The sequence below is a fragment of the Streptomyces sp. NPDC058326 genome (assembly GCF_042879855.1).
Taxonomy (GTDB): domain Bacteria; phylum Actinomycetota; class Actinomycetes; order Streptomycetales; family Streptomycetaceae; genus Streptomyces.
The window spans coordinates 36,706-58,678 of the sequence record NZ_JBHVZO010000019.1 but is presented as its reverse complement, the minus strand read 5'-3'; the positions used below and the strand labels follow the sequence as shown (position 1 = coordinate 58,678).

Annotated in this window: 23 protein-coding genes and 1 pseudogene; 6 read left to right on the top strand and 18 right to left on the bottom strand. The window is 71.4% G+C overall.

Going from position 1 to position 21,973, the window contains the following annotated elements; all coding sequences use genetic code 11:
* Window positions 1-46: 46 nt before the first annotated feature.
* The 4 genes from ACFVYX_RS28660 to ACFVYX_RS28645 form a co-directional block, all read right to left on the bottom strand.
* Window positions 47-1,063, bottom strand: coding sequence for a 1-aminocyclopropane-1-carboxylate deaminase (locus ACFVYX_RS28660; protein WP_389684383.1), 1,017 nt, complete (start codon window positions 1,061-1,063; stop codon window positions 47-49).
* Between the two features lie 41 nt (window positions 1,064-1,104).
* Window positions 1,105-1,797: a GntR family transcriptional regulator gene (locus tag ACFVYX_RS28655; protein ID WP_389684382.1), complete on the bottom strand. Its 693-nt coding sequence runs from the start codon at window positions 1,795-1,797 to the stop codon at window positions 1,105-1,107.
* 42 nt (window positions 1,798-1,839) lie between these two features.
* Window positions 1,840-3,285, bottom strand: a complete 1,446-nt coding sequence (locus tag ACFVYX_RS28650; RefSeq protein WP_389684381.1) for an alkaline phosphatase PhoX — start codon at window positions 3,283-3,285, stop codon at window positions 1,840-1,842.
* A gap of 301 nt (window positions 3,286-3,586) precedes the next feature.
* Window positions 3,587-5,041, bottom strand: a complete 1,455-nt coding sequence (locus ACFVYX_RS28645; protein ID WP_389684380.1) for a hypothetical protein — start codon at window positions 5,039-5,041, stop codon at window positions 3,587-3,589.
* Window positions 5,042-5,246: 205 nt separating this feature from the next.
* Between ACFVYX_RS28645 and ACFVYX_RS28640 the strand changes: the two genes are divergently transcribed.
* Window positions 5,247-7,109 carry an endonuclease/exonuclease/phosphatase family protein gene (locus ACFVYX_RS28640; RefSeq protein WP_389684379.1) on the top strand — a complete coding sequence of 621 codons (1,863 nt, stop codon included), beginning with the start codon at window positions 5,247-5,249 and terminating at the stop codon, window positions 7,107-7,109.
* 15 nt (window positions 7,110-7,124) lie between these two features.
* Here the strand turns inward: ACFVYX_RS28640 and ACFVYX_RS28635 are convergent, their stop codons facing one another.
* A complete protein-coding gene (locus ACFVYX_RS28635) occupies window positions 7,125-7,841 on the bottom strand; it encodes an antibiotic biosynthesis monooxygenase (RefSeq protein ID WP_389684378.1) in 717 nt (238 codons plus the stop codon).
* 93 nt (window positions 7,842-7,934) lie between these two features.
* Here ACFVYX_RS28635 and ACFVYX_RS28630 point away from each other — a divergent pair, with 93 nt between their 5' ends.
* Complete coding sequence (locus tag ACFVYX_RS28630; protein ID WP_389684377.1) at window positions 7,935-8,378, top strand: GNAT family N-acetyltransferase; 444 nt, start codon at window positions 7,935-7,937, stop codon at window positions 8,376-8,378.
* A gap of 61 nt (window positions 8,379-8,439) precedes the next feature.
* On the opposite strand, the gene ACFVYX_RS28625 is transcribed toward ACFVYX_RS28630, so the two are convergent.
* Window positions 8,440-9,192: an SDR family NAD(P)-dependent oxidoreductase gene (locus ACFVYX_RS28625; RefSeq protein WP_389684376.1), complete on the bottom strand. Its 753-nt coding sequence runs from the start codon at window positions 9,190-9,192 to the stop codon at window positions 8,440-8,442.
* 135 nt (window positions 9,193-9,327) lie between these two features.
* On the opposite strand from ACFVYX_RS28625, the gene dapA reads away from it, so the two are divergent.
* A complete protein-coding gene (gene dapA / locus ACFVYX_RS28620; protein WP_389684375.1) occupies window positions 9,328-10,212 on the top strand; it encodes a 4-hydroxy-tetrahydrodipicolinate synthase in 885 nt (294 codons plus the stop codon).
* Here dapA and ACFVYX_RS28615 read toward each other — a convergent pair.
* The 4 genes and pseudogenes from ACFVYX_RS28615 to ACFVYX_RS28600 form a co-directional block, all read right to left on the bottom strand.
* Window positions 10,191-10,409 carry a hypothetical protein gene (locus ACFVYX_RS28615; protein ID WP_389684374.1) on the bottom strand — a complete coding sequence of 73 codons (219 nt, stop codon included), beginning with the start codon at window positions 10,407-10,409 and terminating at the stop codon, window positions 10,191-10,193. The two genes, dapA and ACFVYX_RS28615, sit on opposite strands and share 22 nt — an antisense overlap.
* A gap of 74 nt (window positions 10,410-10,483) precedes the next feature.
* Window positions 10,484-11,467, bottom strand: coding sequence for a 2,3,4,5-tetrahydropyridine-2,6-dicarboxylate N-succinyltransferase (gene dapD / locus ACFVYX_RS28610; RefSeq protein WP_389684373.1), 984 nt, complete (start codon window positions 11,465-11,467; stop codon window positions 10,484-10,486).
* Window positions 11,468-11,511: 44 nt separating this feature from the next.
* Window positions 11,512-11,919, bottom strand: a pseudogene (locus tag ACFVYX_RS28605) (hypothetical protein).
* Window positions 11,916-12,236, bottom strand: a complete 321-nt coding sequence (locus ACFVYX_RS28600; protein WP_389684372.1) for a DMT family transporter — start codon at window positions 12,234-12,236, stop codon at window positions 11,916-11,918. Before ACFVYX_RS28600 ends, ACFVYX_RS28605 begins: the two are co-directional and overlap by 4 nt.
* Window positions 12,237-12,374: 138 nt before the next feature.
* Between ACFVYX_RS28600 and ACFVYX_RS28595 the strand changes: the two genes are divergently transcribed.
* On the top strand, window positions 12,375-13,421 hold the full coding sequence (locus tag ACFVYX_RS28595; RefSeq protein WP_389684371.1) for an oxidoreductase: 1,047 nt from the start codon (window positions 12,375-12,377) through the stop codon (window positions 13,419-13,421).
* A 68-nt stretch (window positions 13,422-13,489) separates the two neighbouring features.
* Here the strand turns inward: ACFVYX_RS28595 and ACFVYX_RS28590 are convergent, their stop codons facing one another.
* The 8 genes from ACFVYX_RS28590 to ACFVYX_RS28555 form a co-directional block, all read right to left on the bottom strand.
* Window positions 13,490-13,828, bottom strand: a complete 339-nt coding sequence (locus ACFVYX_RS28590; RefSeq protein WP_030205917.1) for a metal-sulfur cluster assembly factor — start codon at window positions 13,826-13,828, stop codon at window positions 13,490-13,492.
* Window positions 13,825-14,295 carry a Fe-S cluster assembly sulfur transfer protein SufU gene (sufU, locus tag ACFVYX_RS28585; RefSeq protein WP_389684370.1) on the bottom strand — a complete coding sequence of 157 codons (471 nt, stop codon included), beginning with the start codon at window positions 14,293-14,295 and terminating at the stop codon, window positions 13,825-13,827. The genes ACFVYX_RS28590 and sufU overlap by 4 nt, the downstream gene beginning before the upstream one ends.
* A 9-nt stretch (window positions 14,296-14,304) precedes the next feature.
* Window positions 14,305-15,573: a cysteine desulfurase gene (locus ACFVYX_RS28580; RefSeq protein WP_209494174.1), complete on the bottom strand. Its 1,269-nt coding sequence runs from the start codon at window positions 15,571-15,573 to the stop codon at window positions 14,305-14,307.
* Window positions 15,570-16,337, bottom strand: a complete 768-nt coding sequence (gene sufC / locus ACFVYX_RS28575; RefSeq protein WP_384143233.1) for a Fe-S cluster assembly ATPase SufC — start codon at window positions 16,335-16,337, stop codon at window positions 15,570-15,572. Before sufC ends, ACFVYX_RS28580 begins: the two co-directional genes overlap by 4 nt.
* A gap of 7 nt (window positions 16,338-16,344) precedes the next feature.
* Window positions 16,345-16,662: a bifunctional 3-phenylpropionate/cinnamic acid dioxygenase ferredoxin subunit gene (locus tag ACFVYX_RS28570; protein WP_030322524.1), complete on the bottom strand. Its 318-nt coding sequence runs from the start codon at window positions 16,660-16,662 to the stop codon at window positions 16,345-16,347.
* A complete protein-coding gene (sufD, locus tag ACFVYX_RS28565) occupies window positions 16,662-17,846 on the bottom strand; it encodes a Fe-S cluster assembly protein SufD (RefSeq protein ID WP_389684369.1) in 1,185 nt (394 codons plus the stop codon). The genes ACFVYX_RS28570 and sufD overlap by 1 nt, the downstream gene beginning before the upstream one ends.
* Before the next feature lie 62 nt (window positions 17,847-17,908).
* Complete coding sequence (sufB, locus tag ACFVYX_RS28560) at window positions 17,909-19,324, bottom strand: Fe-S cluster assembly protein SufB (RefSeq protein ID WP_329419615.1); 1,416 nt, start codon at window positions 19,322-19,324, stop codon at window positions 17,909-17,911.
* Window positions 19,321-20,049 carry a helix-turn-helix transcriptional regulator gene (locus tag ACFVYX_RS28555; protein WP_389684368.1) on the bottom strand — a complete coding sequence of 243 codons (729 nt, stop codon included), beginning with the start codon at window positions 20,047-20,049 and terminating at the stop codon, window positions 19,321-19,323. Before ACFVYX_RS28555 ends, sufB begins: the two co-directional genes overlap by 4 nt.
* 180 nt (window positions 20,050-20,229) lie before the next feature.
* Between ACFVYX_RS28555 and ACFVYX_RS28550 the strand changes: the two genes are divergently transcribed.
* Window positions 20,230-21,174 (top strand): ABC transporter ATP-binding protein, encoded by a 945-nt coding sequence (locus ACFVYX_RS28550; RefSeq protein ID WP_389684367.1) that lies wholly within the window; start codon window positions 20,230-20,232, stop codon window positions 21,172-21,174.
* A complete protein-coding gene (locus tag ACFVYX_RS28545; RefSeq protein WP_389684366.1) occupies window positions 21,171-21,935 on the top strand; it encodes an ABC transporter permease in 765 nt (254 codons plus the stop codon). The genes ACFVYX_RS28550 and ACFVYX_RS28545 overlap by 4 nt, the downstream gene beginning before the upstream one ends.
* The last annotated feature ends 38 nt before the right edge of the window (window positions 21,936-21,973 follow it).

The following is a 21,973-nucleotide window of genomic DNA, read 5'->3' as shown; positions in this document are numbered from 1 at the left end:
CACCGTCGCCCGGAGTGCGGGCCGGGCGGGAGTGCGACGGCAGGGCCTAGAACAGCGCGCTGTAGGCGTTGAGGGCGGGCTGGCCGCCGAGGTGGGCGTAGAGCACGGTCGAGTCCCGGCCGATCTCCCCCCGGTCCACCAGGTCGACCAGGCCCGCCATCGACTTCCCCTCGTAGACGGGGTCGGTGACCATGCCCTCGGTGCGGGCGGCGAGCCGCATCGCGTCGAGGGTGGTCTCGTCGGGGATGCCGTACACCCCGGCGTGGTAGCGCTCGTCCAGCTCGACGTCGGCCGCCGTCAGCGGCCGTTCGACGCCGATGAGGGCGGCGGTGTCCCGGGCGATCCGGGTGATCTGCTCATGCGTGGGGCCGGGCTTCGCGGAGGCGTCGACGCCGATGATCCGGCGGGCCGGGCCGCCCTCCTCCGCCAGCGCGGCGAAGCCCGCGACCATGCCCGCCTGGGTGGATCCGGTCACCGAGCAGACGACCACCGTGTCGAAGAAGACGCCCAGCGCGCGCTCCTGCTCGGCCACCTCGTACGCCCAGTTGGCGAAGCCGAGTCCGCCGAGCGGGTGGTCGGACGCGCCCGCCGGGATCGCGTACGGCTTGCCGCCGCCCTCCTCGACCTCCCGCAGGGCCTGCTCCCAGCTCTCCTTGAAGCCGATGCCGAAGCCGGCCCGGACGAGCCGTACGTCGGCGCCCGCGAGACGGCTGATCAGGATGTTGCCGACCTTGTCGTACACGGAGTCGGGCCAGTCGACCCAGCTCTCCTGGACGAGGACGCAACGGAGGCCCGCGCGGGCAGCGACGGCCGCGACCTGGCGGGTGTGGTTGGACTGGACGCCGCCGATGGAGACGAGGGTGTCGCAGCCCTGCGCGAGGGCGTCGGCGACCAGGTACTCCAGTTTGCGGGTCTTGTTCCCGCCGTACGCGACACCCGAGTTGCAGTCCTCGCGCTTGGCCCAGAGGGTGGCGCCGCCGAGGTGGTGGGTGAGCCGTTCGAGCGGGTGGACCGGCGAGGGCCCGAAGAGGAGCGGGTAGCGGTCGAAGTCGGTGATCGGCAAAGCGGCTCCCGGTGAGTGACGGCTGCTGGTCCTGGACGCTCCTACGGAACCGCGGGCCCCGGGATGCCGGTGACATCGGCCACGTCGATGGCGTCGTCCGCGAGTTGTTCGAGCGCCGCCCATATCGCCGTGGTGACCCGTACCGCCTCCGCCGCGTCCCCCGCCGCGCACGCGTCGATGAGCCGGGCGTGCAGCTCGGCCGAGCCGCAGCTTCCGGCGTCGCCGAAGAGCCGCCGCTCGACGCGGCGGATCAGGGGGGTGTACCGCGCGATCGTGGCGGCGGCGGCGTGGTTGCCGCTGGCGACGACGAGGACCTGGTGGAGCTCGTCGTCGGCGTTCAGGGCGGCTTCCACGTCGGAGGCGCGGACGGCCGCCGCGAAGCGTTCGTTGGCCTCGCGCATCGCCCGGACGCCCTCGGGCCCGAGGAGGGGCACGCCGGTCCTGGCGGCGAGTTCGTGCATGACCCGCACCACCGACGCGGCGTCCCTGACGACCCGGCTGACCGGCCGGGTGACACGGGTGTAGCTCTGCGGCTTGGACTCGACGAGCCCCTCGTCGCCGAGCCGGGCCAGGGCCTCGCGCACGGGTGCGCGCGAGAGCCCGAGCCGGTCGGCGAGGTCGGCGTCCTTGAGCGGGGCGCCGGGGGCGAGGTCGCCGCGCACGATGGCCTCGCGCAGCGCCTCGTACGCCCGGTCACGCAGCAGGGTCCGGCCCACGGGCCGTAGTGCGTCCATGGACTGACATGTTAGATGTCAGTCCATGGAACTGACCAGGGGTCAGCGGCGGGGCTGGCGGCGCCAGGGGCCGGTGATCGCGACCATGATGCCCGGGTTCTGGATGCCGGCGAACAGCGTGTCGCCGTCGGGCGAGAAGGTGACGCCCGCGAACTCGCTGTCGTTCAGGTCGTTGCGGGCGATCGGGTAGGTGCGGCCCGAGTCGGTCGCGCCGAAGAGGTGCTGGACGCCCTCGCCGTCCTCGGCGATGACGAGCCCGCCGTACGGGGAGACGGTGATGTTGTCGGGGCCGTCGTAGGCGCCGTCCGCGCTGTCGTCGTCGGGATGTGCGTTCACACCGAGCAGCACCTTCAGGGTGAGGGTGCGGCGCTTCGGGTCGTAAAACCAGACCTGGCCGTCGTGCGCGTCGCCGGGGCTCTCCGCGCGCGCGTAGGAGGAGACGACGTAGGCGCCGCCGTCGGCCCACCACATGCCCTCCAGCTTGCGGGCGCGGGTGACCTGGCCGTCCGTGAACTGTTTACGGACGGAGGTGGTGCGGCCGTCGCGGTCGGGAACGTCGACCCAGTCCACGCCGTAGACGGTGCCGATCCGGCTCGCCCGGGAGAGGTCGTCCACGAAGCGGCCCGAGGGGTCGATGCACTTGGCGGCCTGGAGCACGCCGGCGTCGTCGGCGAGCGTGCGGAGCTTGCCCCTGCCGTGCTCGAAGCCCTTCGGCGGCACCCAGCGGAAGAGCAGTCCGTTGGGGTTGGAGGCGTCCTCGGTCAGATAGGCGTGGCCGCGCTTCGGGTCGATGACGACGGCCTCGTGGTCGTACCGGCCGAAGGCCTTGATCGGCTTCGGGTCGCGGTTGGCGCGGCGGTCGAGCGGGTCGACCTCGAAGACGTAGCCGTGGTCCTTGGTCATGCCGTTGACGCCGGCGCGGTCGGAGTTCTCCTCGCCGGTCAGCCAGGTGCCCCACGCGGTGCTGCCGCCCGCGCAGTTGGTGGAGGTGCCGGCGATGCCGACCCACTCGGCGACGGTGCCGTCGCGGTGGACCTCGATGACCGTGCAGCCGCCGGCCGCGGCGGGGTCGTAGACGAGGCCTTCGGTGAGCGGGACGGGGTGCGCCCACCTGTCGCGGGTGCCCTTGAGCTCGTGGTTGTTGACCAGGTACGTGGAGCCGCGCGGCCCGGCGAAGGCGGCGGTGCCGTCGTGGTTGGACGGCGTGAACTCGCCGGACTCCAGCCGGGTCACGCCGGTGCGGGTGAGGACGCGGTAGGAGAACCCGGCGGGCAGGGCGAGGATCCCGTCGGGGTCGGCGACGAGCGGTCCGTAGCCGAGCCGGTGGCCGTGGCCGTGCCCATGGCCGTGGTCGGATCCGTACGCCTCCGGCTCGTCGGACGCGAGGGCCGCGGGGGCGGTGGCGAGAGCGCCGACGACCCCGGTGAGGGCGAGGCCCGCACCGGCGACGGCGGACTGCTGGGTGAACTCTCTGCGGTTGAGAGGCATGGTGTGGCGTTCTCCCTGTGGTGGCCGGATCTCGCGGGCCACCCTGCCGCGCCGCCACGAACACCGCCTGAACGCCACGGGAACACCGCCGGGCGCGAGCCCCGGCGGACAGGGCGCGAGCCCCGGCGCGCGCCGGACGCACCGGAACACCACCCGCCGGAAGCAACCCACCCGAAGCCCGGCCCCGAACCCGCCGCCGAAAACGACCCACCCGAAGCCCGGCCCCGAACCCGCCGCAGGACCCCGCCGATCGCAGGAACCCCGCCCCGCCGTCACGCCCCCCGCGCCGGCCGGCCCGTCGTCAGGAGCCCGACCTCGAGCGCGCCTTGAAGGCGGCCTTGCGGGCTTCCTTCGCCGCGCCCTTGTCCCGGTGGAGCCGTCCCATCGCCTCCAGGACCTCCGCCGTCGCCGGGTGCTCCACCCGCCAGGCCGCCTCGAAGAAGCCGCCGTGGCGGCCGGTGAGGCCCTCGATCAGCTCCTGGAGCTCTTGCAGGTCGCCCTCCGCGTCGAGCTGGGCCGCGATCGTGTCGATCGCCAGCCAGAAGATCATCGACTCCGGCGGCGCGGGCACGTCCGTCGCGCCGCGTTCCGCGAGCCAGACCCGCGCCAGGCCGCCGAGTTCCGCGTCGTCCAGGACCTCCCGGAGGGCGGGCTCCGCCTCGGCGCCCACCAGGGAGAGCGTCTGCTGGCAGTGGAGGCGGCGGAGCGGCGAGCCCGCGTCCACGCCCCGCGCCGCGTGCAGCAGCTCCCGGGCCGCGCCCAGGACGTCCCGCCCTTCGAGCCAGGCGGCGGTCTCCTCGCGGGCCGCGGCCTCGGGGTAGCCGGCGATGCCGTCGAGGAGCGCGTCGGCGCCCTTGTCCGCGAGGTCGCCGACGGCGGGCGCGTCCACGCCGGCCTCCAGCATCCTGGCCCGGACGCCGTAGAGGCCGAGCGGGGTGAGCCGGACCATGCCGTAGCGGGTGACGTCCTCGTCGTCGACAGGCGGCGCGGGCTCCTCGCCCTCCTCGGCCATCAGGGCCTCGTCGACGGGCTGGTACTCGACGAGTCCGATCGGTTCGAGGAGCCGGAACTGCTCGTCGAGCCGCATCATCGCGTCCGAGACCTGCTCCAGGACGTCGTCGGTGGGTTCGCCCATGTCGTCGGGGACGACCATCGACGCGGCGAGCGCGGGCAGCGGCACCGGCCCCTCGCCGGGTCCGCTCTCGCTGACGGTGAGGAGGTAGAGGTTGCCGAGGACACCCTCCAGGAACTCGGCCTCCGCCTCGGGGTCCCAGTCCAGCGCCTCGATGTCGATCTCGCCGTCGTCGCCGACGATGGCGTCCAGGTCGTCGAGGACGGGGGCGACTGCGTCGGCGAAGACCGTATCGAAGCCTTCGAGCCAGAGCGCGAGGACGTCCTGGGGCGAACCGCCCGTGACGACCGGCAGGTTCTCGCCGGGCGCGGCCCGCCCGGGGGTGTCGCCGTCCTCCGTCTCCTGGCCGTCCTCCACCGCCACCAGACCGGTGTCGACCGCGAGCCGCCAGGCGTCGCCCGCCCACATCTCGGCGTCCTCGTCGTCGCCGAGGCCGAGGACCTCGACGGCCTCGGGCAACTGCTCGTCGACGAGTTCGCCGCCCGCGTCGACCCGGGTGTCGGGCCCGGCCCAGCGGGCGAGCCGTACCGCGTGGGCGAGGAGGGGGGCGGCCAGGGCGTCCCGCGCCAGCTCCGCGTCCGCACGGAGCCGAACGGGGGGAAGGGTGGGGTGCTCCGCTGACATCTGGGGGGTCTCCTCGGCGCGTACGTGGGTGAAGGGGGCTCAAAGAGCGGCTCCCAGCGTAGACGCATCCGCGAGGGCGTCCGGCGGTTCACGGATCCGTCAGCCTTCGTACACCCGTCGACTCTTGACAAGGTGGGCGCTCTGCCAAGAGATTGACGCGCGTAGATCTATCTGCCGTTCCTCCAAGCACCCTCGGAGTCCCCTGATGCCTTCCTCCATACCGAGATCTGCCGGCCGTACCGTCGCGCGATCCGCCGCGGTCTCCGCCGTCGTCGCCTCGGCCCTCGCCGCGGGTCTGCTCGGCGGTTCGACGAGCGCCGCCGCCGATGACGCCGCCGGCGTCCGCGTCCACGACATCCAGGGCACGACCCGGGTCTCCCCCCTCGTCGGCAAGCAGGTCACCGGCGTCACGGGCATCGTCACCGGTGTCCGCACCTACGGCTCGCGCGGGTTCTGGATCCAGGACCCCCAGGCGGACGCGGACCCGGCCACCAGCGAGGGCCTCTTCGTCTTCACCAGCTCCGTCCCGACGGTCGCCGTCGGCGACGCGGTCAGCCTGAACGGCACCGTGACCGAGTACGTCCCCGGCGGTCTGAACTCGGGCAACCAGTCGCTCACCCAGCTGTCGAAGCCGGTCGTCACCGTGCTCTCGAAGGGCAACGCCGTCCCGGAGCCGGTGACGATCTCGGGCTGGTCCGTGCCCGACGCGTACGCCCCCGAGGGCGACCCGGCCGCCGGCGGCTCGATCAACGGCCTGACGCTCGACCCGGAGACGTACGCCCTGGACTACTACGAGTCCCTCGAGGGCACCAACGTCCGGATCGGCTCCTCGCGCGTGGTCGGCGCCACCGACCCGTACGCGGAGCTGTGGGTGACGGTGAAGCCGTGGGAGAACGCCAACCGGCGCGGCGGCACGGTCTACGGCTCGTACGAGTCGCAGAACACCGGCCGGCTCCAGATCCAGTCGCTGACCCCGCTCGCCCAGCAGCCGTTCCCCAAGGCGAACGTCGGCGACCGGCTGACCGGCACGACCGAGGGCCCGCTCGACTTCAACCAGTTCGGCGGCTACACGCTCACCGCCCGCACCCTCGGCACCGTCGCCGACCAGGGCCTGGAGCGCGAGTCCACGGACAAGCAGCACAAGAACGAGCTGGCCGTGGCCACGTACAACGTGGAGAACCTGGACCCGAGCGACCCGCAGGAGAAGTTCGACGCGCTCGCGAAGGCGGTCGTGGAGAACCTCGCCTCGCCCGACATCCTCGCCCTGGAGGAGATCCAGGACAACAACGGCGCCAAGAACGACGGCACGGTCGCCGCCGACCAGACGGTCAAGAAGTTCACGGACGCGATCGTGGCGGCCGGCGGCCCCGCGTACGAGTGGCGCTCGGTCGACCCGCGGAACAACGAGGACGGCGGCCAGCCCGGCGGCAATATCCGTCAGGTCTTCCTCTTCAACCCCGAGCGGGTCTCCTTCACGGACCGCGCGGGCGCCGACGCCACCACCACGCCCACCGCCGTGACGGGCGAGAAGGGCCGCGCCGCGCTGACCCTCTCCCCCGGCAGGATCGACCCGGCGAACGCCGCCTGGGACAACAGCCGCAAGCCGCTCGCGGGCGAGTTCGTCTTCCGCGGGCGTACGGTCTTCGTGATCGCCAACCACTTCGGCTCGAAGGGCGGCGACGAGTCCCTCGTCTCGCACCACCAGCCGCCGAACCGTTCCTCCGAGGCGCAGCGACTCCTCCAGGCGCAGGCCGTGAACGCCTTCGTGAAGGACATCGTCGCCCTGGAGAAGCAGGCCGACGTCCTCGTCGTCGGTGACATCAACGACTTCGAGTTCTCCGGGACGACGCGGGCGCTCACCGACGGCGGCGCGCTGTACCCGGCCGTGAGGTCGCTGCCGCGCGGCGAGCGCTACTCGTACGTCTACCAGGGCAACAGCCAGGTCCTCGACCAGATCCTGACCAGCCCCGGCGTGCACCACTTCGAGTACGACAGCGTGCACATCAACGCGGAGTTCGCCGACCAGGACAGCGACCACGACCCGCAGGTGCTGCGCTTCCGCCCGTAGGACGCACCGGTCCGGTCACGCGCCCGCGCTCAGGCTGAGCGCGGGCGTGTACCGCCGCACCCGGCTGCCGGTGAGCCCCGGGTACCCGCGCACGCGTGCCCAGGCCTCACCGACCTCCGACGCGTCCGCCGCCAGCCACTCCGCGTGGGCCCGCTCGTCCTCCCACTCGGCCAGGTTCAGGACGCGGGTGCCGTCGGTCGACAGATGGAAGTGCGCGCCGATCCCGCCGCGCGCCGGCCGCTTCCCCTCCTCGTCGTCCATGGCGGCGAACACGGCGTCCACCCAGCCCTTCTGCCGCGCCTCGTCCGGCCCTTCGAAGTCGACCTCGACGACCGCGAGGGCCCCGGGCAGCGTCCGCGCGCTGCGGTCGTCGAGGACGGCGGAGCGGTACGGGGGCGCGTAGCGGTGGAGCACGACCCGCTCGATGCCGGGCACGGCCGCGTCGATCTCGGCGTTCCGGTCGTCGCGGTGGGTGCGGACGAAGTCCTCGAAGGCCTGCTCGGTGGTCCACTGCGAGTAGTGCAGCAGCGTGTCCCCGTCGTTCCCGGTGTACACGGTGTACGCGAGCAGCCCGGGGTCGGGCCATTCCCTGCTCTGCCAGACCCCGCGGACGGCCTCGACGGCGGCCCGCTGGCGTTCGGGGGTGCCGACCCGCCAGGTGCTGGCGAGGACGGCGCCGACTCCCGGGCGGTGGAAGTCGGGGCGCGCGTCGGGGTGTGCGACGGTGTTCATGGGCGGGTCTCCTGTCTCTTCTCCGGATGCCTCCACCCTCGTACCTCAACTTTGGTCGAGGTCAAGGCTCCGCCCCGTGCGAGACTGCGCGCCATGATCCTTCGCCCCGCCACCCGCGCCGAACTGCCCTCCGTCCTCGCCCTCCTGGCCGACGAGCGGAGGGTCGTGGACCCCTCCTCGGTCACCGTCACGGAGGCGTACGAGCGAGCCTTCGCGGACATCGAGGCGGATCCGCGCAACGAGGTGCTGGTCCTCCTCGACGGTGACCTCGTCGTGGGCTGCCTCCAGGCCACGTACATCCCGGGGCTCGGCAAGGGCGGCGCCGAGCGGGCCCTGATCGAGGCGGTCCGGATCAGGGCCGACCGGCGCGGCGGCGGACTCGGCCGGGAGCTGATGGAGCGGGCCGTGGCGCGGGCGCGGGAACGCGGCTGCGCCCTCGCCCAGCTGACCAGCGACAAGAAGCGGACGGAGGCCCACCGCTTCTACGCGTCGCTGGGCTTCGCACGCAGCCACGACGGCTTCAAACGGGCGCTGTAGGGGGTGCCCTGCCGCCGACCCGATCGGCGATCCCCCCGACAGGTCAGCCCGGTCCGCCCGGTCAGCCCAGGAGGTGTCCCCCTCCGTCGACGAGGAGCACCTCGCCGGTGATGTACGAGGCGTGGGCCAGGTCGTGGACGGCCTCGGCGATGTCCTCCGCCCTGCCGACCCTGCGCAGCGGGACGGCCTCCGCCACGTGCGCCTTGGCCGCGTCGGCGCCGTCGACCCCGTCGAACCAGGGGGTGTCGATGAGGCCGGGGGCGACGGCGTTGACCCGGATGTCCGGGCCGAGGGCCTTGGCGAGGAGCTTCGTCATGTGGTTGACGGCCGCCTTGGAGACGGCGTACGGGATGGAGCTTCCGCCCGGGCGGACCCCGGCCTGGGACGAGATGTTCACGATGGCGCCGCGCGTCTTCCGCAGGTGCGGGACGGCGGCGGTGACGGTCTGCCAGACGCCGATGACGTTGACGTCGTAGAGGTGGCGCCAGACCTCGGGCGAGGCGGCTTCGAGGTCGTCGTGCGGGATGAACCTGGTGGTGCCCGCGCAGTTGACGAGGAGGTCGAGGCGGCCGAGGGCGGCCACGGTCCGCTCGACGAGGGCCGTGGCCTGGCTCTCGTCGGAGACGTCCGCCTGGAGGTGGACGGCGCCGGGGAGTTCGGCGGCGAGCCGCTCGCCCGCATCGACGGAGCGCGCGGAGTTGACCGCGACCCGGTATCCGGCCGCGGCGAGCCGGCGGGCGACGGCGGCCCCGATGCCCGAGGAGGAGCCGGTGACGAGGGCGACGCGCCCGTCGGCCGTGCTGTGTGAGCTCATGCTGTGTGCTTCTCCATGTCCTCCTGTCGCGCCCGTCGATGATGCCAGAAGCGCACCAGTCTTCAGCACTGCTTATCTCTCGAACCAAGCAGATCTAAGTGGACCTTCACCGTCCGGGTCGTCCAGACTTCGGGGATGAGCACTGAACGCCCCTTCGGCCGCGCCCTCTGCGCGATGATCACCCCGTTCACCCCCGCCGGCGATCTCGACCTCGACGGTGCGCGGGACCTCGCCGTCCGTCTCGTCGCGGAGGGCTGCGACGGTCTGGTCCTCAACGGCACCACGGGCGAGTCCCCGACCACCACCGACGCCGAGAAGACCGCGCTCGTCCGGGCCGTCCGCGAGGCCCTCGGCCCCGGCCCCTCGGTCGTCGCGGGCGTCGGCTCCGCCGACACCCGGCACACCGCCGAGCTGGCGCGCCGGGCCGAGGAGGCGGGGGCGGACGGGCTGCTCGTCGTCACCCCGTACTACAGCCGCCCGCCGCAGCCGGCCGTCGAGGCGCACTTCCTGAAGGTCGCCGACGCGACCGGACTGCCGGTGATGGTCTACGACATCCCGGGGCGCACCGGCACCCGTGTCGAGCCCGCGACGATGCTGCGGCTCGCCCGCCACCCCCGGATCGTGGCGGTCAAGGACTGCGCGTACGACCTGCTCGGTTCGGCCCGGGTGATCGCGGAGACCTCGCTCGCGTACTACTCGGGCAGTGAGGAACTGAACCTGCCGCTGTACGCGGTCGGCGGCGCCGGCTACGTCAGCACGGTCGCGAACGTGGCGCCGCGTCAGCTCCGCGCCGTCCTCGACGCCTTCGACGCGGGCGACACGGCCGGGGCCACCCGGCTGCACGCCCGGCTCCTGCCGCTGGTCGAACGGATGATGGCCTCGGGCCTGCCCGGCACGGTGACCGCCAAGGCCCTGCTCGGCGGGCCGGTGCGCGAACCGCTGCAGCCCGCCGACCGGGAGACGGCCGACGGGCTGCGGGCGGTGTACGAGGCGGTGGTTCAGGCGGAGTCGGTGGTGTAGGTCCTGCCGAGGACGGCGGCGTGCTCCAGGACGTCCTCCAGCGGGTCGTCGATCTGTCCGGTGTGGAGCGAGATGCTGGGCCCGTTGGTCACGGTGGGCCCGTTGTGCGTGTGCGTCTCGTCCGCCCGGGCCGCGCCGGCCTGCATCAGCACCGCCGCGACCGTGAGCACCCCGACGACCGTGGACTTCGTCTTCATGTCGACCCCTCGCCTTGTCCGCCTGCAGTGAGTCTGCGCCTGTCTAACGCCGACGGTGACGCAGGGTCACCGGGTCAGTTGTGGCTGTGGAGAATGTCGTTGAGTCCGCCCCAGACCGCGTTGTTCGGGCGGGCTTCGACGGCGCCGGTGACCGAGTTGCGGCGGAAGAGGATGTTCGAGGCGCCGGAGAGGTCGCGGGCCTTCACGATCTGGCCGTCGGGCATCGTGACCCGGGTGCCGGCGGTGACGTACAGACCGGCCTCGACAACGCACTCGTCGCCAAGGGCGATGCCGACGCCCGCCTCCGCGCCGATCAGGCAGCGCTCGCCGATCGCGATGACGACGTTGCCGCCGCCCGAGAGGGTGCCCATGGTGGAGGCGCCGCCGCCGATGTCGGAGCCGTCGCCGACGACGACCCCGGCGGAGATCCGGCCCTCGACCATGGAGGTGCCGAGCGTGCCGGCGTTGAAGTTGACGAAGCCCTCGTGCATGACGGTGGTCCCGGCGGCGAGGTGGGCGCCGAGGCGGACCCGGTCGGCGTCGGCGATGCGGACGCCGGCGGGCACGACGTAGTCGGTCATGCGGGGGAACTTGTCGATGCTCGTCACGGCGAGGTGCAGGCCCTCCGCGCGCGCGTGGAGCCGGACCTTCTCGACGTCGTCGACGGCGACCGGTCCGAGCGAGGTCCAGGCGACGTTGGCGAGGAGGCCGAAGACGCCGTCCAGGCTCTGGCCGTGCGGCTTGACCAGCCGGTGGCTGAGCAGGTGCAGACGCAGGTAGGCGTCGTGGGCGTCGAGCGGCTTCTCGTCGAGCGAGCCGATGACGGTGCGGACGGCCACGACCTCGACGCCACGGCGGGCGTCCACGCCGAGGGCCTTGGCGGCGCCCTCGCCGAGGGCGTTCACGGCCTCGTCAGGGGTCAGGCGCTCGGTGCCGGCGGGGCCGGGCGCGTCGGTCAGCTCGGGGGCGGGGAACCAGGTGTCGAGAACGGTGCCGTCGGCGGCGATGGTGGCGAGGCCGGCGGCGACGGCGCCGGTGGTGCGAGGAGCAGTGGTCATGACGGAGAACCTAACCGGCGAAGCCCCGCCCGGGCCAACCGGTCTCAGCTCCCGGTCGGGCGGGTCGGCGGTTCCGACAGGCCCGGGACCGGGGACTTCGGTGGTTCGTGCAGGATCAGCGCCGGCATCACGCGCGCGTGCTCCTCGTCGTAGGCGCCGCCGGTGAGCGGGACCTGGAGGCGGATGCCGTCCATGAGCGCGGCCGGGGCCCGGGCGGTGGCGGGGTCGGTGCGAGGGACCAGGGCGGCCGACGACGACCTCGGTCCACTCGGCGGCGACGGGTCGGAGGGCGGGGCGCCGCAGGGAGGCGAAGTGGTACGGGTCGAGCCCAGCGGCACGTTCGCCTCGGCGGCCACCGTGCGGCGGCTCGAGCCGGCGATCCCGCCCCGCCCGGCCACCCGGAGGGCCGCGTTCCACGATCCGGGGTCGTGGCGGCGGGGGCGGCCCGTCAGTGCGCGCCGCCGAGGTTGAGGACGGCGACCCCGGCGATGATGAGGACGATTCCGGCGACCTTGGCAAGGCTGAGGGTCTCGCCGAGGAAGAGGATGCCGATGGCGGCGACGGCGGCGGTGCCGACCCCGGACCAGATGGCGTACGCGGTGCCGACCTGGAGCGTCTTGAGCGCCTGCGCGAGGAGCGCGAAGGCGATCAGATAGCCGGCGCCGGTGACGATCGAGGGCCAGAGCCTGGTGAAGCCCTCGCTGTACTTCATCGAGGTGGTCGCGAGGATCTCCGCCGCGATGGCGCCCGCCAGCAGTCCGTAACCCATGGGCGCGAGCGTATCCACGCGTGTGTACGGCCGTACACGGGCTCGCGCGCCTGCGGGTCGCCGTCCGGACCCGCACCCGCTTGCGTACAGGCGTACAGGCGTACAGGCGTACGATCCCCGCCCGATACGGTGTCCCGCATGACGTTTCCCCCGGGGCCGCCCTACGGCTATGGCTATCCGCCCCCGCCTCCCCCGCCGAAGCCCGGCGTGATACCCCTGGCGCCGCTCGGCTTCAGCGCGATCCTGACCGGCGCCTTCGCCGCCTTCGGCCGCTACTGGAAGCAGTTGCTCGGGGTGACGGCCACCGTGTACGCGGTGGCCCTGCTGGCCGTGGGAGCGGCACTCGGCATCGCGTACGCGGCCGTCGGCGACCTCTTCCCCGCCGTGTTCGACCTGCCGCCCGGCCAGGAGCCCCAGTGGGACGACGTCCGCCCGCTGCTCGTCGCGTTCGCCTGCGTCTGGATCGCCGGCATGATCACGGTCCTCTGCGCCAACGCCGTTATCGCGGCGGCCTGCCCCGCCGTGATCCAGGAGGCGGTCCTCGGCCGCCCGACGACCTTCGGTGCGATCTGGCGCCGGTCGTGGGCCCGGATGCCGGCCGTCCTCGGCACGGTGATCCTGACGAGCCTGCCGATGGTGCTCCTGGTCGCGGTGTACGTGGGGACGCTCGTCACCCTGCTGATCAACCTCCATGGCGGCAGTCCGATAGCCCTGGTGATCACGGTCTTCGGCGGCGCGACGCTCGCCGCTCTGCCCGTCGTCCCGCTCGTCCTCTGGCTCTGGGTGAAGTTCAGTCTGGCCCCGGCCGCCGCGGTGATGGAGAACCAGGGCACCGTGGCCTCGATGCGCCGCTCCTCGGCCCTGGTCCGCGGTTCCTGGTGGCGCGTCTTCGGCTGCCTCTTCGTCGCCGGGGTCATGGCCGCCGTCGTCGGCTGGCTGATCCAGCAGGCCTTCTCCCTCCTGGTCTCGGTCCCCCTGGCGACGGCCGACTTCTCCGGCGACGACCCCGCGGCCGTCATCGCCTCCCTCGTCGGTGTCGTCGCCTTCCTCGCCGTCGGCCAGCTGATCAGCCAGGTCGTCGTCTCCGTCTTCCCGCCCCTGATCACCGGCCTCGTCTACGTCGACCAGCGCATCCGCAAGGAGCAGCTGGCCCCGGAACTCGCCCGGGCCGCGGGCGTCCTCTAGCGGCACGGCCGGAGAACGCGGAACGGCCGTGCCCCGAAGGGCACGGCCGTTCTCGCGTACGGCGTCGATCAGACGTTGAAGCCGAGCGCGCGAAGCTGCTCGCGGCCGTCGTCAGTGATCTTGTCCGGGCCCCACGGGGGCATCCAGACCCAGTTGATCTTCAGTTCGCTGACGATGCCGTCCGTCGCGGACTTCGCCTGGTCCTCGATCACATCGGTCAGCGGACAGGCCGCCGACGTCAGGGTCATGTCCAGCGTCGCGACGTTCGAGTCGTCGATGTGGATGCCGTAGATCAGACCCAGGTTGACGACGTCGATGCCCAGCTCGGGGTCGACGACGTCGTACAGCGCCTCGCGGACTTCTTCCTCGGAGGCCGGCTTCATCGTGGCCTCGGCGTTCTCGGTCATGCCGACTTCCTCACAGACTTCTGATCGTCACCCAGCGCCTGGGCGGTCGCGTCCTTCCACGCCATCCAGCTGAGCAGCGCGCACTTCACACGGGCCGGGTACTTGGAGACTCCGGCGAACGCGACCGCGTCCTCCAGGATCTCCTCCATCGCGTCGTCCGGCTCGATCTGGCCCTTGGACTGCATCAGCTCCAGGAAGGTGCCCTGGATCTTCTGCGCCTCGGACAGCTCCTTGCCGACGAGCAGCTCGTTGAGGACGGAGGCCGAGGCCTGGCTGATGGAGCAGCCCTGGCCCTCGTACGACACGTCCTCGATGCGCGAGCCGTCGTACTTCACGCGGAGCGTGATCTCGTCGCCGCACGTCGGGTTGACGTGGTGCACCTCGGCGTCGCCGTCCCGAAGACCGCGCCCGTGGGGGTGCTTGTAGTGGTCCAGGATGACGTCCTGGTACATCGAATCCAGCTTCACGAGAATCCCCTACCCGAAGAAGTTCCGTACGTGCTCCAGGCCGGCGACGAGGGCGTCGACCTCACCCGGCGTGGAGTACAGATAGAACGACGCTCGCGTGGTCGCGGGAATTCCGTACCGCAGGCAGACCGGCCGCGCGCAGTGGTGGCCGACCCGGACCGCGATGCCCTCCTCGTCGAGGACCTGGCCCACGTCGTGCGGGTGGATGTCGCCGAGCGTGAAGGAGATCGCCGCGCCGCGGTCCTCGGCCGTGGTGGGGCCGATGATCCGCAGGTCGGGCACCTCCTGGAGGCGCCGGACCGCGTACTCGGTGATCGCGTGCTCGTGGCGCGCGATGTTCTCCATGCCGATCGCCGACAGGTAGTCCACGGCCGCGCCGAGGCCGACGGCCTGGGCGATCGGGGGCGTACCCGCCTCGAACTTGTGCGGGGCCGGCGCGTACGTCGAGGAGTGCATCGAGACGGTCTCGATCATCTCGCCGCCGCCGAGGAAGGGCGGCAGGTCCTCCAGGAGCTCCTGCCGTCCCCACAGCACGCCGATGCCGGTCGGGCCGCACATCTTGTGGCCGGTGAAGGCCACGAAGTCGGCCTGGAGCGCCTGCACGTCCAGGACCATGTGCGGGGCCGCCTGCGAGGCGTCGATGCAGACGAGCGCACCGACCTCCTGTGCGCGGCGGATGATCGTCTCGACCGGGTTGACCGTACCGAGCAGGTTCGACACCAGGGTGAACGAGACGATCTTGGTCTTCTCGGTGATGACCTCTTCGATGTTCGAGAGGTCGAGACGGCCGTCGTCGGTGAGGCCGAACCACTTCAGCTTCGCGCCCGTGCGCTGCGAGAGCAGCTGCCACGGCACGATGTTGGAGTGGTGCTCCATCTCCGTGATGGCGATCTCGGTCTCGTGGTCCACGCGGTAGGGCTCGTCGGCCCAGCCCAGCATGTTGGCCACGAGGTTCAGCGACTCCGAGGCGTTCTTGGTGAAGATCACCTCGTCGCGGCTCGGCGCGTTGATGAAGGCCGCGACCTTGTCACGGGCGCCTTCGTACAGCGCCGTCGCCTCCTCGGCGACCGTGTAGACGCCGCGGTGGACGTTGGCGTTGTGGCGCTCGTAGTACGTGTTGAGCGCGTCGAGGACCTGCCGCGGCTTCTGCGAGGTCGCCGCCGAGTCGAGGTACACGATCTTCTTGCCGTCGTGGACCACGCGATCCAGGAGCGGGAAGTCCTTGCGGATCGCCTCGGTGTCGAGGAGGCCGGAGAGCCCCTGATGGGCAGATGTCACGCGGATGCGCCACCCTTCGTGCTGTAGGCCTCGTAGCCCTCGTTCTCCAGCTTGTCGGCGAGCTCGGCGCCGCCGGACTCGACGATGCGGCCGCCGGAGAAGACGTGCACGAAGTCGGGCTTGATGTAGCGGAGGATCCGGGTGTAGTGCGTGATCAGCAGCGTGCCGACCTCGCCGGTCTCGCGGACGCGGTTGACGCCGTCGGAGACCTGGCGCAGCGCGTCGACGTCCAGGCCGGAGTCGGTCTCGTCGAGGATCGCGATCTTCGGCTTGAGGAGCTCCATCTGGAGGATCTCGTGGCGCTTCTTCTCACCGCCGGAGAAGCCCTCGTTGACGTTGCGCTCGGCGAAGGCCGGGTCCATCTGGAGCTGCTCCATCGCGGACTTGACCTCCTTCACCCAGGTGCGCAGCTTGGGGGCCTCGCCGCGGATCGCCGTCGCCGACGTGCGCAGGAAGTTGGAGACCGAGACGCCGGGGACCTCGACCGGGTACTGCATGGCCAGGAACATGCCGGCGCGGGCGCGCTCGTCCACCGACATCTCCAGGACGTCCTCGCCGTCGAGCGTGACGGTGCCGCTGGTGATCGTGTACTTGGGGTGCCCGGCGATCGAGTACGCGAGGGTCGACTTGCCGGAGCCGTTGGGGCCCATGATGGCGTGGGTCTCGCCCTGCTTCACGGTCAGGTCGACGCCCTTGAGGATCTCCTTCGTGCCGTTCTCGGCTTCGACGGAGACGTGCAGGTCGCGGATTTCAAGCGTTGCCATGGGTGACTCAGGACTCCTGGGTGACGGAGACGAGCACATCGTCCCCTTCGATCTTTACGGGGTATACGGGGACGGGGCGCGTCGCGGGAAGGCCGGAGGGCTTGCCGGTGCGCAGGTCGAAGCTCGACCCGTGCAGCCAGCACTCGATGGCGCAGTCCTCGACCTCGCCCTCCGAGAGGGACACGTTCGCGTGCGAGCAGATGTCGTTGATCGCGAACACCTCGCCCTCGGTGTGCACGACCGACACCGGCGTGCCGTCGACCTCGACCCGCTTCGGGGTGTCGGCCTCCAGCTCGCTCAGCGCGCAGACTCGGACGAAGGCCATCAGACGGAGGCCTCCAGCTCGGCCTCGATCTTGGCGAGGAGGCGCTCCTGGACGTCCGGCAGACCGATCTGCTGGACCAGTTCCGCGAAGAAGCCGCGGACGACGAGGCGGCGGGCCTCGACCTCCGGGATGCCGCGGGACATCAGGTAGAAGAGCTGCTCGTCGTCGAAGCGGCCGGTGGCCGAGGCGTGACCGGCGCCGGCGATCTCGCCGGTCTCGATCTCCAGGTTCGGTACGGAGTCGACCCGGGCGCCGTCCGTGAGGACCAGGTTCCGGTTGAGCTCGTACGTGTCGGTGCCCTCGGCGGCGGCCTGGATGAGCACGTCACCGATCCAGACGGCGTGCGCGCCCTGGCCCTGCAGCGCGCCCTTGTAGGCCACGTTGGACTTGCAGTGCGGGGTGTTGTGGTCGACCAGGAGGCGGTGCTCCTGGTGCTGCCCGGCGTCGGTGAAGTACAGGCCGAAGAGCTCGGCCTCGCCACCGGGGGCCGCGTACGCCACGCGCGGGTGGATGCGGACGACATCGCCGCCGAAGGTGACCACGACGGACTTGAAGGAGGCGTCGCGGCCGACCAGCGCGTTGTGCTGGGCGACGTGGACGGCCTTCTCGTCCCAGTCCTGGACGGAGACGACGGTCAGCTTGGCGCCGTCGCCGAGGACGTAGTCGACGTTGGCGGCGAGCACCGCGTCACCGGTGTGGTCGATGACCACGACGGCTTCCGCGAAGGCGCCGAGCTCGATCACCTGGTGACCGAAGGCGACTCCGCCCTGGCCGTGCACGGCGATGCGGATCGGCTCGGTGAGGACGGCCTCCTTGGCGACGGTGACGACCGATGCCTTCTCGAAGGAGGAGTACGCCTGGGCGGCGACGCGGTCGACGGGCGTGCCGGCCTTGCCGAGGCGCGCGTCGTCACGGCCGACGGTCTCCACGGTGACGCCCTCGGGTGCCTGGACGTCGACCGTGACGCCCTCGCCGGAGGCGACGGCGGTGCCGTCGTGGAGGCCGCGCAGGCGCTCGAGCGGCGTGAACCGCCACTCCTCCTCGCGGCCGTGCGGGACGGGGAAGTCCGCGACGTCGAAGGACGGGGGCGCGCTCATGCGCGTGGCGACGGTGGAATCGGCGGCCACCGCGATCGAGCCCGCGGTGGTGGAACCCGCCGGGATGTTCTGCTGAGCCTCAGCCATGGCTGTCGTGTTGCTCTCTTCCTGCGTACGTACGAAGTCGGTCGCTGCTGGTGCGGTGGCGGTCAGCCGACCGCGCCTTCCATCTGCAGCTCGATCAGCCGGTTGAGCTCCAGGGCGTACTCCATCGGGAGTTCCTTGGCGATGGGCTCGACGAAGCCGCGGACGATCATCGCCATGGCCTCGAACTCGGTGAGGCCGCGGCTCATCAGGTAGAAGAGCTGGTCCTCGGAGACCTTGGAGACGGTGGCCTCGTGGCCCATGGAGACGTCGTCCTCGCGCACGTCCACGTAGGGGTACGTGTCCGAGCGGGAGATCGTGTCGACGAGCAGCGCGTCGCAGAGCACGTTCGACTTGGACCCGGGCGCGCCCTCGCCGATCTCGATGAGACCGCGGTAGGAGGTGCGGCCGCCGCCTCGCGCCACCGACTTGGAGACGATGTTGGAGGAGGTGTTCGGGGCCATGTGGACCATCTTGGCGCCGGCGTCCTGGTGCTGGCCCTCGCCCGCGAAGGCGATGGACAGGGTCTCGCCCTTGGCGTGCTCGCCCATCAGGTAGACGGCCGGGTACTTCATGGTGACCTTGGAGCCGATGTTGCCGTCGACCCACTCCATGGTGGCGCCCTCGTAGGCGACGGCGCGCTTGGTCACCAGGTTGTAGACGTTGTTCGACCAGTTCTGGATGGTCGTGTAGCGGCAGCGGCCGCCCTTCTTGACGATGATCTCGACGACGGCGCTGTGCAGCGAGTCCGAGGAGTAGATCGGGGCGGTGCAGCCCTCGACGTAGTGGACGTAGGCGTCCTCGTCGACGATGATCAGCGTCCGCTCGAACTGGCCCATGTTCTCCGTGTTGATACGGAAGTAGGCCTGGAGCGGGATCTCGACGTGCACGCCCTTCGGCACGTAGATGAACGAGCCGCCGGACCACACGGCCGTGTTCAGGGAGGCGAACTTGTTGTCACCGACCGGGATGACGGTGCCGAAGTACTCCTTGAAGAGCTCCTCGTGCTCCTTCAGCGCGGTGTCGGTGTCGACGAAGATGACGCCCTGCTCCTCCAGGTCCTCGCGGATCTGGTGGTAGACGACCTCGGACTCGTACTGGGCGGCGACACCGGCGACGAGGCGCTGCTTCTCGGCCTCGGGGATGCCGAGCTTGTCGTACGTGTTCTTGATGTCCTCCGGCAGGTCCTCCCAGGACTCGGCCTGCTTCTCGGTGGACCGCACGAAGTACTTGATGTTGTCGAAGTCGATGCCGGAGAGGTCGGAGCCCCAGGTCGGCATGGGCTTCTTACCGAAGAGCCGCAGACCCTTGAGACGCAGCTTCAGCATCCACTCGGGCTCGTTCTTCTTCGAGGAGATGTCGCGGACGACGTCCTCGTTGAGGCCACGCTTGGCGGTGGCACCGGCCGCGTCGGAGTCGGCCCAGCCGTACTCGTACCGACCCAGGCCCTCAAGCTCGGGGTGGCTGATCTCGGTGGTCATGCGGGGTTCCTCCCGGCGGTACTGACGGATGCTGATGGGGTGGTGGTCTGTGGGGCGCTGTGCGGGATGAACGTGGTGCAGACGCCGTCACCATGCGCGATGGTGGCCAGACGCTGGACGTGCGTTCCCAGGAGGCGGGAGAAGAACTCCGTCTCCGCCTCGCACAGCTGTGGGTACTGCTCGGCGACGTGGGCGACCGGACAGTGGTGCTGGCAGAGCTGCTCGCCGACCGGCGCGTTCCGCGCAGTGGCAGCGTACCCGTCAGCGGTCAGGGCCTTGGCGAGAGCCTCGGTCCGCTGCGCGGGCTCGGCGGCCTCGACGGCTTCCCGGTAGGCCTCGCCCTGGGCCTCGATCCGGTCCCGGGCGAAGGCGGCCACGGCCGCTTCCCCACCGGCGTTCCGCTCGATCCAGCGGAGCGCCTCCACGGCCAGCGAGTCGTACGACTGGTCGAAGGCGTCCCGGCCGCAGTCGGTGAGCGCAAAGATCTTCGCGGGGCGGCCGCGGGCTCGTGCCCCGTAGACGCGCTTCTCGCGGGCTTCGACGACCTTGTCGGCGACCAGCGAGTCGAGGTGGCGCCGCACGGCCGCCTGGGTGAGGCGGAGCCGTCCGGCCAGATCGGCGACGGTCGAGGGACCGTGGTCCAGGATCGACCGCGCGACCCGGTTGCGCGTCGAACGCTCACGGGTCGCGAGTTCCTCCACGGGAGCCGCGCCAACGTTTTTCACAACGCCATTGTTGCGTAATTAATCGCGGACTGACAAGCGGCACCGATACCGGGGGCGGTGCCGTGCGTCACTCAGGTAAGGCTTACCTGACCTGCGGAAATGATCATTCGTAGGACGAATGACGGCCGCCCACGGGCCCCGCGACCGGAGGACCCCCGGACGCTCTCTAGACTTCCCGGCATGCGAAACACGCCCGTCGGTGGCACCGTCAGTGCCGTCCGCGTACGCGGCCTGGTCAAGCGGTACGGAGGCAAGACCGCCGTCGACGGCCTCGACCTCGACGTACGGTCCGGCACCGTCACCGCCGTCCTCGGCCCCAACGGGGCCGGCAAGACCACCACCATCGAGACCTGCGAGGGCTACCGCAGGCCCGACGGCGGCACCGTCCGCGTCCTCGGCCTCGACCCCGTCGCCGACGCGGCGGCCCTCCGCCCCCGCATCGGCGTCATGCTCCAGTCCGGCGGCGTCTACTCCGGCGCCCGCGCCGACGAGATGCTCCGCCACATGGCGAAGCTCCACGCCCACCCCCTGGACGTGGACGCCCTCATCGAGCGGCTCGGCCTCGGCTCCTGCGGCCGTACGGCCTACCGGCGCCTCTCCGGCGGCCAGCAGCAGCGCCTCGCGCTCGCGATGGCCGTCGTCGGCCGCCCCGAGCTCGTCTTCCTCGACGAGCCGACCGCGGGCCTCGACCCGCAGGCCCGCCGGGCCACCTGGGACCTGGTGCGGGAGCTGCGCGCCGACGGCGTGACCACCGTCCTCACCACGCACTTCATGCAGGAGGCGGAGGAGCTCGCGGACGACGTCGCCATCGTCGACGCCGGCCGGGTCGCCGCCCAGGGCAGCCCCGAGGAGCTGTGCCGGGGCGGCGCCGAGAACACCCTGCGCTTCACCGGACGCCCCGGACTCGACCTCGGCTCCCTGCTCAAAGCACTGCCGGACGGCACGGCCGCCGCCGAGCCGCTCCCGGGGACGTACCGGATCACCGGCGGCGTCGACCCCCAGCTGCTCGCCACGGTCGCCAGCTGGTGCGCCCAGCACGGCGTCATGCCCGACGGCATCTCCGTCGAGCGCCACACCCTCGAAGACGTGTTTCTGGAACTGACGGGCAAGGAACTGCGGTCGTGAGCACTGGCACCTACTCCCCGAAGCCGGGAGCCGCCCCCGTCGGCCGGATGATCGCGGCACAGACGGCCCTGGAGACCCGGATGCTGCTGCGCAACGGCGAGCAGCTGCTCCTGACAGTGATCATCCCCTCGCTGCTCCTGGTGCTCTTCTCGACGGTCGACATCATCGACACCGGTGCCGACAAGGCCGTCGACTTCCTCGCCCCGGGTGTCCTCGCCCTCGCCGTCCTGTCGACCGCCTTCACCGGGCAGGCCATCGCGACCGGTTTCGAGCGGCGGTACGGCGTGCTCAAGCGGCTCGGCGCCTCACCGCTCCCCCGCTGGGCGCTGATGACCGCCAAGACGCTCTCCGTGCTGGTCACCGAGGTCCTCCAGATCGTCCTCCTGACGGCGATCGCCCTGGCACTCGGCTGGTCCCCGCAGGGCAACCCCGCCTCCGTCCTGCTGCTGCTCGTCCTCGGCACGGCCGCCTTCTCGGGCCTCGGCCTCCTGATGGCCGGCACGCTGAAGGCGGAGGCCACCCTGGCCGCCGCCAACCTCGTCTTCCTGCTGCTCCTGGTGGGCGGCGGGGTCGTCGTCCCGCTGGAGAAGTTCGGCGCGGCGGGCGACATGCTGGCGCTGCTCCCGATCTCCGCCCTCTCGGACGGCCTGCGGGACGTCCTCCAGGACGGTGCGGCGATGCCCTGGGGCGACGCGCTCGTCCTGGCGGTCTGGGCGGTCCTGGGGCTCGGGGCGGCGGCGCGCTTCTTCCGCTGGGAGTAACCGGAAGGTTCCGTTCGGCCATATACGCCCCCCTCGTG